Origin of the sequence: Celeribacter baekdonensis (assembly GCF_900102315.1) — a bacterium.
GTDB lineage: Bacteria > Pseudomonadota > Alphaproteobacteria > Rhodobacterales > Rhodobacteraceae > Celeribacter > Celeribacter baekdonensis.
Genome location: NZ_FNBL01000003.1, coordinates 210,921 through 227,636, shown reverse-complemented (window position 1 = coordinate 227,636; position 16,716 = coordinate 210,921). Strand labels below are relative to the sequence as shown.

The 16,716-nt window shown below is 59.5% G+C and carries 14 protein-coding genes; 4 read left to right on the top strand and 10 right to left on the bottom strand.

What is annotated here, in order from left to right; all coding sequences use genetic code 11:
• Positions 1-276: 276 nt before the first annotated feature.
• Positions 277-1,743 (top strand): gamma-glutamyltransferase family protein, encoded by a 1,467-nt coding sequence (locus tag BLT54_RS07610; RefSeq protein ID WP_074643067.1) that lies wholly within the window; start codon positions 277-279, stop codon positions 1,741-1,743.
• A 62-nt stretch (positions 1,744-1,805) separates the two neighbouring features.
• On the opposite strand, the gene BLT54_RS07605 is transcribed toward BLT54_RS07610, so the two are convergent.
• From BLT54_RS07605 to BLT54_RS07585, 5 genes are all read right to left on the bottom strand, one after another.
• Entirely contained in the window at positions 1,806-2,837 is a 1,032-nt protein-coding gene (locus BLT54_RS07605) for an ABC transporter ATP-binding protein (RefSeq protein WP_074643065.1), read from the bottom strand.
• Positions 2,834-3,859: an ABC transporter ATP-binding protein gene (locus BLT54_RS07600; protein WP_074643062.1), complete on the bottom strand. Its 1,026-nt coding sequence runs from the start codon at positions 3,857-3,859 to the stop codon at positions 2,834-2,836. Before BLT54_RS07600 ends, BLT54_RS07605 begins: the two co-directional genes overlap by 4 nt.
• A gap of 27 nt (positions 3,860-3,886) precedes the next feature.
• Positions 3,887-4,801 (bottom strand): ABC transporter permease, encoded by a 915-nt coding sequence (locus BLT54_RS07595; protein WP_245707978.1) that lies wholly within the window; start codon positions 4,799-4,801, stop codon positions 3,887-3,889.
• 84 nt (positions 4,802-4,885) lie between these two features.
• The gene (locus BLT54_RS07590) at positions 4,886-5,806 is read right to left on the bottom strand and encodes an ABC transporter permease (protein ID WP_074643058.1); all 921 of its coding nucleotides are present in this window, start codon (positions 5,804-5,806) and stop codon (positions 4,886-4,888) included.
• Between the two features lie 84 nt (positions 5,807-5,890).
• Positions 5,891-7,390, bottom strand: coding sequence for an ABC transporter substrate-binding protein (locus BLT54_RS07585; protein WP_074643055.1), 1,500 nt, complete (start codon positions 7,388-7,390; stop codon positions 5,891-5,893).
• Between the two features lie 642 nt (positions 7,391-8,032).
• Between BLT54_RS07585 and BLT54_RS07580 the strand changes: the two genes are divergently transcribed.
• Both BLT54_RS07580 and BLT54_RS07575 read left to right on the top strand, forming a co-directional pair.
• Complete coding sequence (locus BLT54_RS07580) at positions 8,033-8,785, top strand: SDR family NAD(P)-dependent oxidoreductase (RefSeq protein WP_245707977.1); 753 nt, start codon at positions 8,033-8,035, stop codon at positions 8,783-8,785.
• An 8-nt stretch (positions 8,786-8,793) separates the two neighbouring features.
• Entirely contained in the window at positions 8,794-9,618 is an 825-nt protein-coding gene (locus BLT54_RS07575) for a sulfite exporter TauE/SafE family protein (protein WP_074643052.1), read from the top strand.
• A gap of 21 nt (positions 9,619-9,639) precedes the next feature.
• Here the strand turns inward: BLT54_RS07575 and BLT54_RS07570 are convergent, their stop codons facing one another.
• The 3 genes from BLT54_RS07570 to BLT54_RS07560 all read right to left on the bottom strand — a co-directional run bounded on the left by BLT54_RS07570 (position 9,640) and on the right by BLT54_RS07560 (position 13,517).
• The gene (locus BLT54_RS07570; protein WP_074643049.1) at positions 9,640-10,416 is read right to left on the bottom strand and encodes an aspartate dehydrogenase domain-containing protein; all 777 of its coding nucleotides are present in this window, start codon (positions 10,414-10,416) and stop codon (positions 9,640-9,642) included.
• A 153-nt stretch (positions 10,417-10,569) separates the two neighbouring features.
• The gene (locus tag BLT54_RS07565) at positions 10,570-12,228 is read right to left on the bottom strand and encodes a flavin monoamine oxidase family protein (protein ID WP_074643047.1); all 1,659 of its coding nucleotides are present in this window, start codon (positions 12,226-12,228) and stop codon (positions 10,570-10,572) included.
• Entirely contained in the window at positions 12,225-13,517 is a 1,293-nt protein-coding gene (locus BLT54_RS07560) for an NAD(P)/FAD-dependent oxidoreductase (RefSeq protein WP_074643044.1), read from the bottom strand. The genes BLT54_RS07565 and BLT54_RS07560 overlap by 4 nt, the downstream gene beginning before the upstream one ends.
• 164 nt (positions 13,518-13,681) lie before the next feature.
• Here BLT54_RS07560 and BLT54_RS07555 point away from each other — a divergent pair, with 164 nt between their 5' ends.
• Positions 13,682-14,593 carry a LysR substrate-binding domain-containing protein gene (locus BLT54_RS07555; protein ID WP_074643042.1) on the top strand — a complete coding sequence of 304 codons (912 nt, stop codon included), beginning with the start codon at positions 13,682-13,684 and terminating at the stop codon, positions 14,591-14,593.
• 92 nt (positions 14,594-14,685) lie between these two features.
• On the opposite strand, the gene BLT54_RS07550 is transcribed toward BLT54_RS07555, so the two are convergent.
• On the bottom strand, positions 14,686-15,702 hold the full coding sequence (locus tag BLT54_RS07550; protein ID WP_074643040.1) for a zinc-dependent alcohol dehydrogenase: 1,017 nt from the start codon (positions 15,700-15,702) through the stop codon (positions 14,686-14,688).
• Positions 15,699-16,709, bottom strand: a complete 1,011-nt coding sequence (locus BLT54_RS07545; RefSeq protein ID WP_074643037.1) for a branched-chain amino acid ABC transporter permease — start codon at positions 16,707-16,709, stop codon at positions 15,699-15,701. The genes BLT54_RS07550 and BLT54_RS07545 overlap by 4 nt, the downstream gene beginning before the upstream one ends.
• Positions 16,710-16,716 lie beyond the last annotated feature (7 nt).

Below are 16,716 nucleotides of genomic sequence, written 5' to 3'. Positions count from 1 at the left end.
GTTGGTTTTTATCTGTGCGGGACCCTGCCGACACCAGCAGATTGCAAGAGTCTTTGGGCTCCTGCAGTCACCATACTGTATACCAAAATTAAGGTCTACAGCTTATTTCACGGTGATCCAAAAAGTTGAAATTCAATCATCACCATGTTTTTAATATGTTTTTTAATTTTATGCAAAAATAACACTCACCGTTAAAAATACAAATTACATACTTTTTTGAATTTATATGTCAGATTGCGTCAGAGAGAATCTCCAAACCAAGGACATCGCCCAACCATGACCATTGCCATCGCCCCGACCGCCCTCAAAAGCGCGACCGAAGCCGTCGCCACCGGACATCCGCGTGCTGCCGCTGCCGCCATGGAGATGCTCGCACGCGGCGGCACCGCCGTAGATGCCGCGATTGCGGCGGATGCGGTGCTTGGTGTGGTGGAACCGATGGCGACCGGGCTGGGCGGTGACAGCCTTGCCATGCTGTTGCCCCCCAATGAGGCACCGCTGACTTATAATGGCACCGGGCGCGCCCCTATGGCGCTCACACCCGATCACGTCGCCGCATTTCCCAATCAAAAAATCCCCGAACGCCACCCCTATTCGGTCACCACGCCCGGTCTGGCGCGCGGCTGGGCCGATTTGCACGCCCGTTTTGGCCGCCTGCCCTTTGCCGATCTGCTCGCCCCCGCGATTGAGCTTGCGCGCGATGGTTTTGACGTGGCACCGATTTGCGCGCGTGAATGGGCGATTTTCGCGCATGTCATTCAAAACGACCCGGCGTCGAACCAGATATATCGCGGCGCGAACATCCCAAAGGCCGGAGACCGTTTTGCCAACACGGCACTTGCGGATATTTTAGACGCCATCGCCACCCACGGCCCGGATGCGTTTTACAAAGGTGCGGCTGCCAAGGCGATCGAACGGGCCGCACGGGCGCGCGGCGCGCTTTTGACCGCCGAAGATCTCGCCACGCATGAGGGCTTTTTTGATGTTCCGGTGCGGCGCATGTTCAAAGGCATCGACGTGCTCGAATGCCCGCCCAACACCCATGGCATCGGCGTGCTCAAGGCGCTTGAGGCGCTCGACGCATTGGACCTGCCGATGGACGACCCGATGAGCATGATCGAGGTGGTCAAAGCCGCCCGCGACGGCATGAAATACGCCCGAAACACCGTCGCCGATCCGTCCGGCAATACCGTGTGTACCGCCATTGTCGATCGCGAGGGCTTTGCCGTCACTTTGATGAGCAGCGTGTTCAAACGGTTTGGCTCGGGTATCGGCGTGCCGGAATTGGGCATTTGCCTGCAAAACCGCGGCCATGGGTTTTCCGCGCCGGGGCATGTCAATGGCGTGGCGGGCGGCAAGCGGCCCTACCATACCGTCATCCCGGCGGCGGCGCTCAAGGATGGCGCGTTTCATGCGGTCTTTGGCGTGGTCGGCGGGTTGATGCAGCCGCAGGGCCATATCCAGCTGATGCTGCGGTTGGCGGCATGGGGGCAAGACGTGCAAGAGGCGATCAATGCGCCGCGCTGGCGACTTGAAAGCGACACGCGCATCGCGCTTGAGCCGGGCAGTGATCCAGCCTTTGCCGCAGCGCTCAAAGCGGCCGGGTTTGAGGATGCGACGGGCGCGGGCGAATTGGGCGGGCGCAGTGACTTTGGCGGGGCACAATGCGTCATGCGCGCGCCAGATGGCGGGCTGATCGCTGGGTCGGACCCACGTAAGGACGGCACCAAATTGGGGCGATAAACCACAAGAAACCAAAAGGGGCGCTCCAATGGGCGCCCCTTTTACGATCCATCAGACCAATCTTACGTCATCCCGACATGCCAACAAGCGGCCCAATGTCCCCCCTCATGTTTGGCAAAAGGCGGCGCTTCGCGTTGGCAATGCCCACCGGCCTTGTCACAGCATGTCCGATACCGGCACCCCACCCCATCAAAGGACAAAGTCTGCGTCGGCACGGTCTTGGGTGCATTCACCCCGCCGTTGCGACGATGGCTTGGGTCAGGCTCCGGCACAGCGGACAACAACACCTTGGTATAGGGATGTTCCGGCGTCTCATAGATCGCGTCTCGGCCAGCCATTTCCACCATATGCCCGCGATGCAGGATCGCGATATCATGGGAAATATGGCGCACCACGGACAGGTCATGGGCGATGAAGACATAGGTCAGTCCCAATTCCTGTTGCAAATCCTGCATCAGGTTCACCACCTGCGCGCGCACCGACACATCAAGCGCCGAGACAGGTTCGTCGGCGATGATGAGTTGTGGCTTGAGCGCCAGTGCCCGCGCGATGCCGATACGTTGCCGTTGACCACCGGAAAAGCTGTGCGGAAACCGGTCGATGGTCTCCACGGGCAGGTTCACCAAGCGCAACAGTTCGACCACCTGATCGCGCGCCTCATCAATAGAGGACACAAGGCCATGCACCAGCAAAGGCTCGGCAATGAGTTCGAGCACCTTCATCCGGGGATTGAGACTGGTGTATGGGTCTTGGAAAATCAGTTGAATGTTGCGGGTCAGACGCCGCAGCGCCTCGCCTTTGACTGCCGTGATATCCTTACCCTCAAAAAACACCCGCCCGTTCGACAGAGGCAAGCGGCGCAAAATCGCACGGCCCAGCGTGGATTTGCCGGAACCGGACTCGCCCACAAGGCCAAGCGTCTTTCCGCGCGCCAGATCAAAGGTGATATTGTCGAGCGCCTGGACCTTTTTCGGCGGCCCCCAAAGCCCTTCACCCGGGCCATCGAAGGTCACGCACAGCCCGCGCACCGACAAGATCGGCGGCGCGGATGGCACAGGTTGGGCGGGTTCAAACCGGTTGGACAGATCGGTCATCGGGCATGGACCTCCGTGGTTTTCGCCACATCCGCCCATGCCGGAAGCGACGGCGTCCAACAGGACACCGACCCGCCCGCTGGCGTCACTTGCCGGGCGGGTTTGGTGTCGCATTGACGCGAGGCGACCGGGCAACGCGATTGAAACGCGCAGCCTTTTGGCGGGTGCAACAGGCTCGGCGGCGCGCCCTCGATGGACACAAGCCGATCACGACGATCATCCAGACGCGGGGTCGAGCGAATGAGACCTTGGGTGTAGGGATGTTCGGCCTGCTCAAACACAGTGGCCGCACTGCCCGCCTCGACAATCGAGCCCGCGTACATCACCGCCACCCGTTCACATAGCCCGGCCACAATGCCAAGATCATGGGTGATCAAAACAATGGACAGGCCCATGGATTTTTGAAAATCGGCCAAAAGATCAAGCACTTGCGCCTGAATGGTCACATCAAGCGCGGTGGTGGGTTCGTCCGCAATCAAAAGGTCGGGCTCACAGGCGATGGCCAGAGCAATCATCACGCGCTGACGCATTCCGCCGGAAAACTCATGCGGGTATTGCGCCATACGGCGACGCGGTTCGGTGATGCCAACGGCCTCAAGCAACTCAGCCCCGCGCGCAAAGGCTTGGGGTTTTGAGAGCTTCATATGCCGCCGCAACACCTCAACCAGATGCGCGCCGATGGTCATCAGCGGGTTGAGCGAGGTCATCGGGTCTTGGAACACCATCGACAGGGACTTGCCGCGCAAACTGGCCGCCTTTTTTTGCCCTTCCGGCGTCAAAAGCGACTGACCTTTCCAAAGAATATCCCCCGAGACAATAGATCCCGGCAGACCAATAAGCCCCATGACAGCCTGCGCCGTCACGCTTTTGCCGGAGCCACTTTCACCGACCAGTGCCAAAGTTTCCCCCGGCATGACCGAAAAAGAAACCCCGCGCAGGCCCTGAACGAGACCCGACATTGTATCGAATTCCACATGAAGATCGCGGACTTCCAGGATGGGAGTGGGTTGTGCGTATGCCATTTTTTCACTTTCCGATCTGATCTGATGTCAGGTCTTTTTTGCGCGCCGCATTTTGGCGGCACGGCCACGGGCGTAGCGTTTTTCACGTTCGGCAGGTTCCGTCGTGACGCGCAGCCAATTGGCGAAAAGGTTGATTGAAAGCACCGTCATCGCGATGCAAAGCCCCGGGAAGGTGATCGGCCACCACGCGATCATCATGTAGTTTTTGCCACCTGCCACATCGAGACCCCAACTTGTCGCCGGGGGTTGCACCCCAAGACCCAGAAATGACAGCGCCGCTTCGGCCAAAATAATGTTGGTGAACTCAAGGATCGCCAGCGTGAGGAGCGGCGAAATCAAGTTTGGCAGGATGTGTTTGAGGATGATCCGCGCGCTTTTGCAGCCGACGACCTCGGCCGCTTCGACAAAGGGCGTTTGACGCAGCGACATCACGATCCCGCGCACGACGCGGGTGTAGATCATCCAGTTGGAAAAGGCCAAAACGATGATGATCGTCGCGGTTGATGGCCCGATCACAGCGACCAAAAGCAGGGTCAAAAGCAGGCCCGGAAAGGCGACCTGAACATCGACGACCCGCATGATCAGCGCATCGGTCAGCCCGCCTTTGTAGCCCGCCACAAGCCCGGCCATCACGCCGAAAGACCCGGCCAGCGCCACAACAGACACAGAGACCAACAAGGACGAGCGCGCACCAAACAAGAGCCGAGATAGAATGTCGCGGCCCAGCATGTCGGTGCCAAGCAGATGACCGCTGACGCTGCCCTCCATCCAAATCGGCGGTTTGAGCCGCGCCAACACCGATTGTGCCGCCGGATCATGGGGCGCAAGCAGAGGGGCGAACAGGGCGGCAAGCCCCAAAAGGACGAGAAAGGCAAAGCCGGCAAAGCCCGCCTTGTCCCGCCACAGCTCTTTGAGAAAGCGCCCGATGGGTGCGAATGACATGAGGGGCCCTTGTGTCATGGAGGGTGTCGTGGAACGGTGTGTCGTGGAACTGTCAGACATCGAGGATGAGGTGATCGTCATGGGTCAGGCCTCCTTGATCCGCGGGTCGATCAGCTTAAACAGCACATCAAGCCCAATGTTGACCAAGACGATGCCGACCGCGACGACAAAGACGATGGCTTGCAACAAGAACAGATCGCTGTGGTTGATCGCCTTCATCGCGGTGAATCCAAGGCCGGGCCAGGCAAAAACCGTCTCGACCACCACCGTGTAACCCGCCCATGCGCTGATCACTTCCCAGCCGACGAGCGTCAAAACCGGCACAAGCGCGTTGCGCATGGCGTGTTGAAACAGCACCCGGCCAAACGGCATTCCGCGCGCTTTTGCAGTGCGCACATATTGCTGGTTTAGTTCGTTGATCACTGAGGAGCGCACCAGCATCATGATCCGCGCCATGGACGGCACTGCCAACGTGATCGCCGGAAGGATCATATGGGCGAGCGAACCGGAGCCAAAGGTCGGCACCCAGCCAAGCCCCACCGCGAACACCATGATCAGCAAAAGCCCAAGCCAGAATTGCGGCACGGACAGCCCCGTCAGGCTCAGCCCGACAACGATGCGATCAAACAGGCCATCGGGGCGCACGGCCGCCAAAGCGCCAAGCGGAATACCAATCACCGTCGCCAGCAACAGCCCCACCCCGATCAGCTCAAGGGTTTTGGGCAGTTTTTCAAGCACCACGTCAAGCGCCGAACGGCGCTGCCACAGGCTTTCACCGAAATCAAACCGCATCAGATCGCCAACAAAACTGATGAATTGCGCATCCAGCGGACGATCCAGCCCGAATTGCTGCTCAAAGGCGGCGCGTTGTGCATCCGTGGCCGACAACGGCAACATCACTTGCGCCGGATCGCCGATCATTCGGGTTGCGACAAACACCACAATCGTTACGCCAAGCACCACAAGGAATCCCTGAAGAGATCGCCTTAATATGAACGTCCCCATGAGTCCGCTCCATTCCTGAAAATTGCGAGGGGCAGAGCCAACCTATGGTCCGCTCTGCCTGTGAGGTTGGAAAATGCCGACCGATCACTCGGTCACGGACATCTCTTTGACCAAAAGTTTGGCGTCGATGCGTGGGGTCCAATTCAACCGTTCACTGAGACCATAAACGTCTTCTTGATTGAGCAGCGGTGCCAAGTAATCAAGATCATAGGCTTTCTGGGTGATCTCGGCATACAGCGCTGTGCGGGCCTCGACATCGGTCTCGGAACGGGCGGCCTGAATGGCGGCGGCCATCTCTTCGTCGACGTTGGAGGCATAGCTTGCGCCAAACTCCAAAGCCGCCGTCAGCGGACGGTCCGCATCAAGCAACTCGTCGGAATTGGTCACAAAAATCGCGTCAGGACGGCTGTTCTTGTCAAAGAGCTGATTGAGATATTCGCCGAATTCCTCAATGCGAATGTCCACATCCAGACCGATTTCTGACCAATAAGCCCCCACAGCCTCGATCAATTCGCGGTCTTTCAACCACCGACCAGATTCCCCCACGAGGGTGATCTTTTTGCCCGTGGCTCCCGCCTCTTCGATCAACGCCTTGGCTTGCTCCGGATCATAGGTGTAGGCGGGCAGGCTGGTGTTGAAGCCAAAGCTTTTCGGGTTCACAAGCTGGCCTTTGACCGGCTGTGCATTGCCGACAAACAGCGCCTCGGCCAGGGCCGCGCGGTCGATGGCGAGGTTCATTGCCTTGCGCACGTTCGGGTCTTGCATCACCGGATTGGCGGTGGACAGCACAAGCGTAGAGGTCTCAAGCCCCTGCGCGGTGATCGCTTTTGGCACGGCTGCGGCAAATTCCGGGTAGAGGTTGCGGATCACGTCCAACTCCCCCGCCATCAATCCCGACAGGCGCGTGCCCGGCTCGCTGACAAAGCGATAGGTGACATCGTCAATCTCCGGCGTATCGCCCCAATAGGCGTCATTGCGCACAAGCGTGATGCTTTCGCCGCGCTCCCAATCCGAGATCTCATAAGGACCTGTACCGACCGGTTTCATGCCAAATTCGGGATCTGCGGAATAGCTTGCCGGAACCATTTTCATCCAATACATCCGCGCCGGCAGCACCGGATCGGGAGATTTGGTGATGATATGCACCGTCAGATCGTCCACTTTTGTGGCGCTTTCAATCGTGCCCAGATAGGCCATTTGTTCCGAATTATAATCCGGGTGGATGATCCGAAGAACAGAGGTGACAACCGCGTCGGCATTGAACGGCTCGCCGTTGGTAAAACTGACATCGGGCTTCAATTTGAATTCCCAGGTCAGCGCATCAACCTGTGTCGGCATCTCTGCGGCAAGGCCAGGGATGAGCGCGCCGTCAGGGGTACGCTCCAGCAGGGTTTCAAAAATATTGTCGGTGATGGCGCGCTCTGCCCCGTCGTCGCGTTGTTGCGGATCGAGGGTGGTCGGCTCAGACCCGATGGCGATGGTCAGTCCGGCGGCATAAAGCGGGACGGCGGCGCTTAGAAAGAGCGAGGATAAGAGCGCACGCGAAAGCGTGGCCCGGAAAGCGGTGCGTGTAAGTGCGTTCATCTTTTTTCCCGTTGGCTAAGGAGGTCATGGCCTGATTGGCTCAGGTGTTTTTTTGACGAGTCCCGACATTCCCTGATCCAGCCTAGGAAGCAGTCGAAAAAACTGTCAACGACTTCGTGACAACAAAAAGGTCAGGGGACGGTAGCTTTCAACTTTCGCACAAATATTGTGCAAAATCACCACGCCTCAGGCATCAAACACGCGAAACAGAATACGAAACGTAGGGCGTGATCGTAGAAAATCCCAAAATCTGTATCCAATATTGCAGCGCGGCAGAATCGGAATGCAGTGTTTCACCAAACGACGTCCCGCACAGTTTCAGGCACATTGAGGTGCTCAGTGCGTTAAAAATAAAGGCATGCCGCATGACGTAGCGTTTGGCAGCGTGCATATTTCGATCAAACAGGCCCGCAGCCTGAAAAGTCTCGAAATCACTTGTCAGCCAATTTAGTATACCATATACAAAAAGTTGAGTTTAGGCATTCCCACCCCTCAAGCTCCAAAATACGCCGCCAAAAGCGCCGCACTGCGACTGACAGATCCCACATGACTGCCCCGCCCGACGCGTTCGGCGCGGCGCTTTCAAGGTGGCTGACCGAAAGATTGCGGCGGTCACGCGCAATGGAAGACATGATTGACCCAATGAAACGCACCCTTCTTATCACCGGCGCGGCGAGTGGCATCGGCGCAGCCATCGCCCGGCGCTCTGCCGGTCCTGACACCGCCCTCCTGCTGCACACGGGCAAAAACGCCGACGCCCTTGAGACGGTCGCCCAAGATTGCCGCGCGGCAGGCTCGGACGTCGTTTTGGAACTCGGCGATCTCGCCGATCCCGCCACATGCACCCGCCTGATCACCGCCGCCAAATCCGCGTTCGGACAGATTGACCAGATTGTGAGCAACGCGGGCAAGGCCTCAAAAGCCCCGTTTGGCAGCTTCACCCATGATGATTTGATGCGCGACTTTGCGATGATGCCCGGTGCATTTGCGCTTTTGGTGTCAGAGGCTCTAAGCGATCTTGAACGCTCGCCCTGCGGTCGCGTGATCGCCATCAGCTCTTTCGTCGCCCATGTTCACGGCAAAGCCGGCACAAGTTTCCCCACCACCTCCGCCGCCAAGGCCGCCATCGAAGCCTTGGTGGCCGCCCTTGCGCTGCAACTTGCCCCCACGGGCACAACGGTGAATGCGGTGGTGCCGGGCTTCACCCGCAAACAAGGCGGCGGGCATCTCGCGGTGTCAACAGACACGCTTTCCGCCGCCATGTCCGCCACCCCCACCGGACGGCTCACCGAACCCGCCGACATCGCTGCTACCGTCGCTTTCTTGCTGTCCCCAGAGGCCCGCCAGATCACCGGCGCGACCGTGCATGTCGATGGCGGCTTAACCCTAGGCTGATCCAGACCATGACCGACATCACGCTCTATCTCGAATTGGCCGCCGTGCTCATCGCCACCGGTTTCATCGCGGGCATTATCGCCGGGCTTTTGGGCCTCGGTGGCGGCATCGTCCTTGTCCCCGCCTTTTATTTTCTTTTTTCCTCAATGGGGTATGAGAGCGCGCATCTGATGCAAGTCTGCGTTGCCACCTCTTTGGCCACCATTGTCGTCACCTCCCTGCGCTCGGTTCAATCGCATCGCAAACGCGGCACCGTTGATATGGACATCCTGAAAACTTGGGCCCCCGGCATCGTGATCGGTGCGGTGATTGGCGCTTTCGTCGCCACCCGGCTATCCTCGCAAATCCTGTTGGGCATTTTCGGTGTCTTGGGCATGATCGTTTCGGCCCAAATGGCCTTTGGCGGCCTCAAAGAGATCGCAACCGAACGCCTGCCGCGCGAACCGTTTCGCTCGGCATTGAGTTCCGGCATTGGTTTTTTGTCGGTACTCATGGGGATTGGTGGCGGCTCTTTTGGGGTGCCGGTTCTGACGCTATCGGGCCTTACGATGCACCGCGCAGTCGGCACCGCGGCGGGCTTTGGCCTCTTGATCGCGCTGCCGTCTTCGGTGAGTTTCGCGCTGCACGGTTGGGCGCTTGCGGGCAAGCCGCCCTTCTCGCTGGGCCTCATCAATCTTCCGGCCTTTGCCGCCACCATCTCGATGACGTTGATCTCCGCTCCGATGGGCGTGGCTTTGGCACATCGGCTTCCGGCGAAAAAGCTCAAACGGATTTTCGCCGTGTTCCTGTTGATCACTGCGGCGCGGATGTTGATAAAAGCCTTTTCGATGTGACCCCTTGGCGCGCGGCGCGCGTTACGCGATGGTCACGCCCGTCCCATCCAAAATACGCCGCACCGTGCCCACGGCAGACCGCGGCGTATAGGCCCCGCTCACCCCGCCCAAGGACTGTGACGCCACGCGGATGTCCCATTCAAGCCCCTGCCCCTCAACGTGAATATGATGCTCCATCGTCTTTTTACCCGGCTCGGCCACCACCCGGCTGACTGTGCGGTCAAACCCAATCCCGGCCAGCGCGACAGCGGCATGCACGTTCACATTGCGCGGGAACGTGAGACAGGCCTCACGCGCGGTGCCTTCAAAAACCGCGCCCTCAGCGGTCTCAGTCAGACCAAGGCTCGGCCCGCTTTTGATCGTCGTGATGCTCACCCGCTCAATCACATCGCGCCCATCGGCCAAGCCATCCAGCGCCAGAACCGCGCCATGGGGGACAAAAAACCGTGTGCCATGTGTAGCACAGGCCGCGCGCAGGGCCTCATCGGTCTGAAGCACGGACAGCGCGGTACAGCTAAACCCGCACAGATCGCTTTTGGCCAAGATCGCCGCGCCGTGATCATGGATCACCTCCGGCACGGCGGCTTCGATCACCAAATCCACCTCTCGGGCCAGCGCCTGCGCCATATCCGTCAGGATCAGCGCCTCTGGAACCCCTTCGGGGCGACGCCGCCCGGCCAACATATAGGAGACCTCAACCCCCGCCATGTCGGCCAAGGCCTCGTAGATGGCACAGCCGATTTTACCGGCCCCAATGATGCCAATTTTACGCTGCGGAGCACTGTGATGTTCGGTCATGAAAGCGGGCCTTTTGGTCAGGAGAAAAGCTCACCAAAACAATCATCAAACTGATTTTTTGTAAATAAAAAACAATGCCTTAAATCACATTTAACACCCCTAAATCCATCACGGGCTTAGGGGTAAGACGGCTGGCAAAAACGTCCTGTTTCGCTACTGAGACAGGGCCACTGGACCCTGATCCTCATAGACGTCTCCCGGCCCCGGATTGGCCGCATTTGAGGCGCCGCCAAAATGGGTCATGATCCCCCACACCGCGTTCAAAGCGGTCTGAACCGCGCCTTCGACCCATGCCGGGGTCCAGCTCACACTGTCGCCCGCAAGGAACATACCGCGATGCGTCGCGGGCTGATCCGCCTGCATGAAATGACCATAGACCCGGCGATTATAGCGATAATGCCCCGGCAAAGCGCCCTTGAACGCCCCAAGGAAATTCTCGTCCGCCTCCCAACTGATGCATTTCGGCACACCCCGGATATGAGAGGCAATATCCACGCCGGGATAGATTTTCTCCAAAGCGTTCAAGGCCAAATCAACCCGTTTTTCATCCGACAACGGCAGAAGTTTCAGCGCATCCGTCATCCATGAATAAGACAGACAGATCACCCCCGGGGCGTCCGGCCCGTTGTCAAAGAAATAGGTGCCCCGCGTGATCCGGTCGGTCAATGTCATCGACAACAAAGGCCGCCCTGTCGCCGGGTCAATGTCAGTCCAAAACGGTCGATCCACCATCACAAATGTCTTCGCCGCCTGCATGTAGCGCGTGCGATCGAGCGCCATCCAGAGCGGTTGAGCAAACAGGTCCTCCTCCACATCAATCGCTGTGGTCAAAAGGTGGCTCTGGCAGGTTGCGAGCACCGCCTCATAGGCGACTTCGTTGTCCCATTGGTCGCGCACCGTAAACGATGTTTCAGATGCTGCGCGGGAAATATGCGTCACCCGAGACCGGGTTGCCCCGCCATGCAGAGAGGCCAGAGAGGTGCCTTCCGGCCAATGCGCACAGGGCGGCGTGGCGGTCCAAAGGCGGCGCAAAACACTCTCGACCCCGCCGACCACATAGCGTTGATCGTCGTCAAAGCCCAAAAGATTGACCCGCAGGATTTCGAGCATGGAATTGGGAAAATCCGAATCCCAACCGCCGGTGCCAAATCCCACTTGGCCAAAGACCTCGCGATGGCGAAAGCTCAGATTTTGAAAGGCCTGCGAGCTTGTGACAAAGTCATAAAACGTGCGCTCATCCCAGGCCTCGACGATGGGGGCCCAGAGGGATTTGACCCGCGCCGCGTCCTTGTCCCGAATGGCCGCTTGCAACGCGCTAAAACCAACCCCTTGCTCCAAAGCATCGTTATAAGCCGTGGCAATTTCGCGATACATATCGGGCAAATCATTGAGATCGCGCGCGAAAAGTGTTTCTCCCTCAAGGTCGATCACGGTGGACCCCGCCGCCTTGGTGAGCGGATTTGGAAAGGGCTTTGTCTGCAACCCCATGAGATTCAGGTAATGATAAAAGCTCGCAGAAGAGATCGGAAACCGCATCCCCCCCATCTCCGCAATCACATCCTGGGTGCCATCAAACACCTCAGAGCGCAACCGCCCGCCAAAGCGGGAGGCCTCATAAATCACCGGGCGCAGCCCCAGTTTCATCAGCTCATAGGCCGCAATCACGCCCGCCGCACCGGCGCCAATGATCGCCACTTGGGCACCATGGCTGTCGCGCGGCACGGTCCCCAATCCCGCCGGATGGGCCAGCCAATCATCGTAGGCAAAGGTGAAATCAGGGCCAAAAGCGGTCAGAGGTTTGGAGGATGTCATCGGGTCTCTCTTTGTCTCAAGGAAAAGCGGGTCGGTGCAAAAGACGTTAGGTCGCGGACGGGTTGACGTCCAGCGACCAAATCCGCAACCAATGCCGCAGTCATCGGCGCCGATGCGAGGCCGATGTGGCCATGGCCAAAGGCGTAAACCACATCACCGGACCGGGTGGACCGACCGATCACGGGCTTACCATCTGGTGTCGAGGGCCGATTGCCTTGCCAGCGCGCCGCCTGTGAAAATGTCGCCCCAGCAAGAGCCGGATAGCTCTGTTTCAGATGCTCAAAAAGGATCTCGACCCGCGTCCAATTTGGCGGCGCATCAGGCGCGGCGATTTCCACCTGCCCTGCGGCGCGCAGGCCACCGCGCGTGCTGACATTGGCCATTTTTCCATCCTGCGGCATGATCGGGATGTCGAGCGTGATCGGAGCATTGGAAAGCTCCACATGATAGCCGCGCTCGGCGGCCAAAGGCACCGGGTCTCCCAAGGACGCGGCAAGCGGGGCGGAGGCCATACCTGCGGCAATCACCGCCATTTCACAGGCCACATCACCATCGGCACAGCGCAGCCCACGCAACCGCCCCTCGGACAGGTCAAACCCGATCACCCGGTCCCGCCGAAGCACAACGCCCTGAGCGATCTGCCATGTGGCAAGCCCGTCCACATAGCCACCGGGGTCGGTGCAATGCGCCCCGTCTTTGATCAGGATGCCAAACCGATACGCAGGATCAAGCGCGGGGGCGGCGCGGCGCAAAGCCTCCCCCGCAATCTCTGCCATCGCCACACCATTGTCGCGACGCAGCCTCCAACCAAACGCATCCGCTTCATACTCCGCCCGCTCGCGAAACGCGTAGAGCAACCCGTTTCGGACGATCATACACGACAGCCCGGCACGGGCAGCAAGATCGACATGGCGCTGCGGCGCATCCGCGAGCAGGTCAGAAAGTGCGCGTGCTGTTCGCGACACCTTGTCCTGCGTCGCCCCGGCCCAGAGAAACCGCACAAGCCACGGCATCAGCGCAGGCAGATCACGCCAGCGGATGGTCAGCGCCCCGCGCGGATCGGCCAGCATCCTCGGCACTTTGCGCCACAGGCCGGGCTGAGACATCGGCAGGATCGACGCCGGACTGATGAACGCGCCGTTGCCGTAGCTGGCCGCATGGGGGCCTCCGGGCGAGGCCGGATCAATCACCGTCACACGGTGGCCCTCTTGAAGAAGTGCTGCGGCGGTGCTGACGCCAACAATTCCCGCGCCAATGACGGCGATATGTTTGCCCTGCGATTGTGTCATGACGGGTCCGTTTGAAATCAGAAATGTTGCGATCTGGTCCGTCTGCCTGTGGCAAGACCTGAAATCTTTCATGACAATCGCACATGGCGTTGAAAATAAAATGGTTGAAATATGCATTCTGTCATGACTTTTACTCATGTGTGTTTTGCAGAAGGATCGCGCCTTTGCGCCGTTTCATTCCCTCTCTCTCCGCACTTGAGTGCTTTGATCTGGCCGCGCGCCATCGCAGCTTTACCCGCGCCGCCGAAGACCTTGGCCTCACCCAAAGCGGGGTGAGCCGACAGATCGGCACGCTGGAGCAGTTTCTCGGGGTGCGCCTGTTTCAACGGATTGGATCACGGCTGGAGCTGACCGAGATCGGGGCGCAGTATTGGCGCGAAATCGGCCCGCTTATGGCCGGGCTGGAAAAGGCGGCGTTGGATGCCGTGCGCGGGCAAAGGCTTGAGGAGGCTTTGATCCTTCAGACCAGTCCGGGGTTTGCCGCATGTTGGCTTTTGCCACGGCTCGGCGGGTTTCTCGCCGCCCATCCAGAGGTTATTTTGGAGGTGATCGAGGCTGAGGGGACCTGTGATTTTTCCACCTCACCCGCCGATTTGGCCATTGTGCGTGGCACTGGTGCGGTGTCGGATGTGCGAAGTGATCGGCTCTGCGCCGAAACACTCACCGTCGTCGCCGCACCCAAGCTGATCCCCCCCGGCGCGACTTTGGACCATCTCGATTTCACGCGCCTCCCCACGCTGCAAAATGCGACGCGCCCGAGTCTTTGGATGACATGGCTGCGTCTCTCGGGCCTCCCGCACAACGGCGCGATCCGGGGCGTGCGACTGGGGCACAGCGGCCTTCTCATTCCAGCGGCCTGTGCCGGGCTTGGTCTGGCCGTGGTGCCACGATTTTATGTCGAAGACGACCTTCGCCAAGGGCGGCTTTGGGAGCCGTTTGGGCCAGCGGTGACGTCCCCCGAGAGCTATTGGATTTTGCGACCTGAAGAGCGCGCGCACCACCCGCACCTGACCGCCTGCGTCACATGGCTCAAACGCGACATGAAACGCCCAAATACGGGCATTTCCCCTCTTTAAAGCGCCACGCCATAAACCCGTGGTTCAGGTTAAAGGCGCAACGGTTTAACGCACTCAACATCGAGGCATCAGCCGGGTTCGCCGCTCCTAAGTCAGCCGAGACTGGCGCTTGGATCGACCATCACTTTGCATTGGGTCGTGCGCTGACGCAGCGCCTCAAAGGCTTTGGGCATCTCCGCTAGCGTCACCGTATCCGAAATCAAATGTTGCGGCGCATAGGTTCCGGCATCAAGCGCGCGGATCGCCATTTCAAACTCTGACATGTTGAAAAACACCGACATCACGATCTCGACCTCTTTGGAGATGGCGCGAAAGCTGTTCATGTGATCGGGGGCGGTGCAAAGCCCCAGCACAACAACCTTGCCCCGAGGCGCGACAAGGTCGACACAATGATCAATCAACCCCGGTTTACCGACGCATTCAAACACCATCTCTGGCGGCCCGCCACAGGTTTGGGTCAGTCTGTGAGCAAGATCGGGATCTGAGACGATGAAATCCGTCGCGCCAAGTTGCATGGCCCGCTCGCGTTGGTGATCATGCATGTCGACCACGACGACGCGCGCCGCGCCCATGCGCCGCGCCCAAAACGCCACGGCAAGGCCGATGGCCCCGGCCCCAACGATTGCCACCCGCGCCCCCGGCTGCATCCGTGCCCGCATGATCCCATGTAACGCCACGCCCAGAGGTTCGGCCAAAGCGCCGTCAGTGGCGGAAATGCCCCACGGCAGCTTGCGACACTGGAACTCATCCAACGCCGCATATTCGGCAAAGCCGCCGCCGATGAGGGCAAACTTTGCACACCACGCCGGTTCGCCGCGCTGACACGCGGGACAGGTGCCGCAGCCTTTGAGCGGGGCGGCAGAGACGTGATCGCCGGGTTTGAGGTGGGTCACACCTGCGCCCACGTCGATCACTTCGCCTGAAAACTCATGACCAATCACCTCGCCGCCCTGAAGGCCAAAGGTGGCGTCTTCGGTCATGTGCAAATCCGAACCACAGATGCCGCACCGGCAAATTTTAAGCAGCACCTGCCCCCACCCCGCTTCGGGCTGTGGCACCTCATTGACGCAAAGCGGTTGGCCCAAAGCCTTGAAAACGGCGGCCTTCATGGGGTGTCCTCCACGATCAATTTGCGCCGGACGGGGAACCACGCGTGGTCTCCCCATTTTTGCATCAGGCCCCAGACCCCGCCCCGCGCGTAGAGCGCAATCACCAAGGTGAGCAGACCCAGCACGATCAAATAGGCCGAGCCAAATTCGCCAAACAGGCGGTCGGCGAGGAAATAGATCAACGCACCAATCAACACGCCCTCAATTGCGCCAATGCCGCCCACCATGACGATGAAAATCGACATCGAGCCCCAAAAAGGATCAAAGCCCGCCGAGGGTGTGATCCTGAGCTGCGCCATATAATAAATCGCCCCGGCAAAGCCCGTGCCGACCGCCGCCGCGATAAAGATATAGAACCGCAGCCGACCGACATTCACGCCCTGGCTGGCGGCGGCCACCGGATTGTCACGCATCGCCGTCAGTGCAAGCCCGATGCGTGAGCGCAACAACCAATAGCTGCCGCCGATGGTGGTGAGCAGCAAGAGCGCACAGAGGAGGACAAAGCCAACCTCGCGCTCATGCTGGCTGTACTGGGTCATCACCCGCAAGGTCAGACCAGCCCCCGCATTGACATAATCAATGTTCGAGGTCGCCAACCGCACCGCTTCGGCCACGACCCATGTGCCGATGGCGAAATACGGCCCGTCCAGTCGCCGCAGCAACAGGTAGGTCGGCACCGCCAAAATCGCAGGCGCAATCAGCGACAGAAGGACGGCAACAAAAGGGTTCACGCCAAAATTCTGCGCCAGAACGAAAAGCAGATAGCCCGAGACGCCGATAAAGGCCTGTTGGCCGACGGAGACCAGCCCGGCATAGCCCGCAAGCAAGTTCCACATCTGCGCGATGGCGATGTAGCACGACAGTTCGATGGCCCAGCGGATATTGCCCGAACTGGCCCACCACGGCATGGCGATGAGGGCCAAGAGAAGAGCGAGGCACAGCGTCATGGCGATCCGGCTGGATCGGGTTGCGCGGACGACCTCGGTGTGATGTGTTTTTGATGTCATAGGTCCC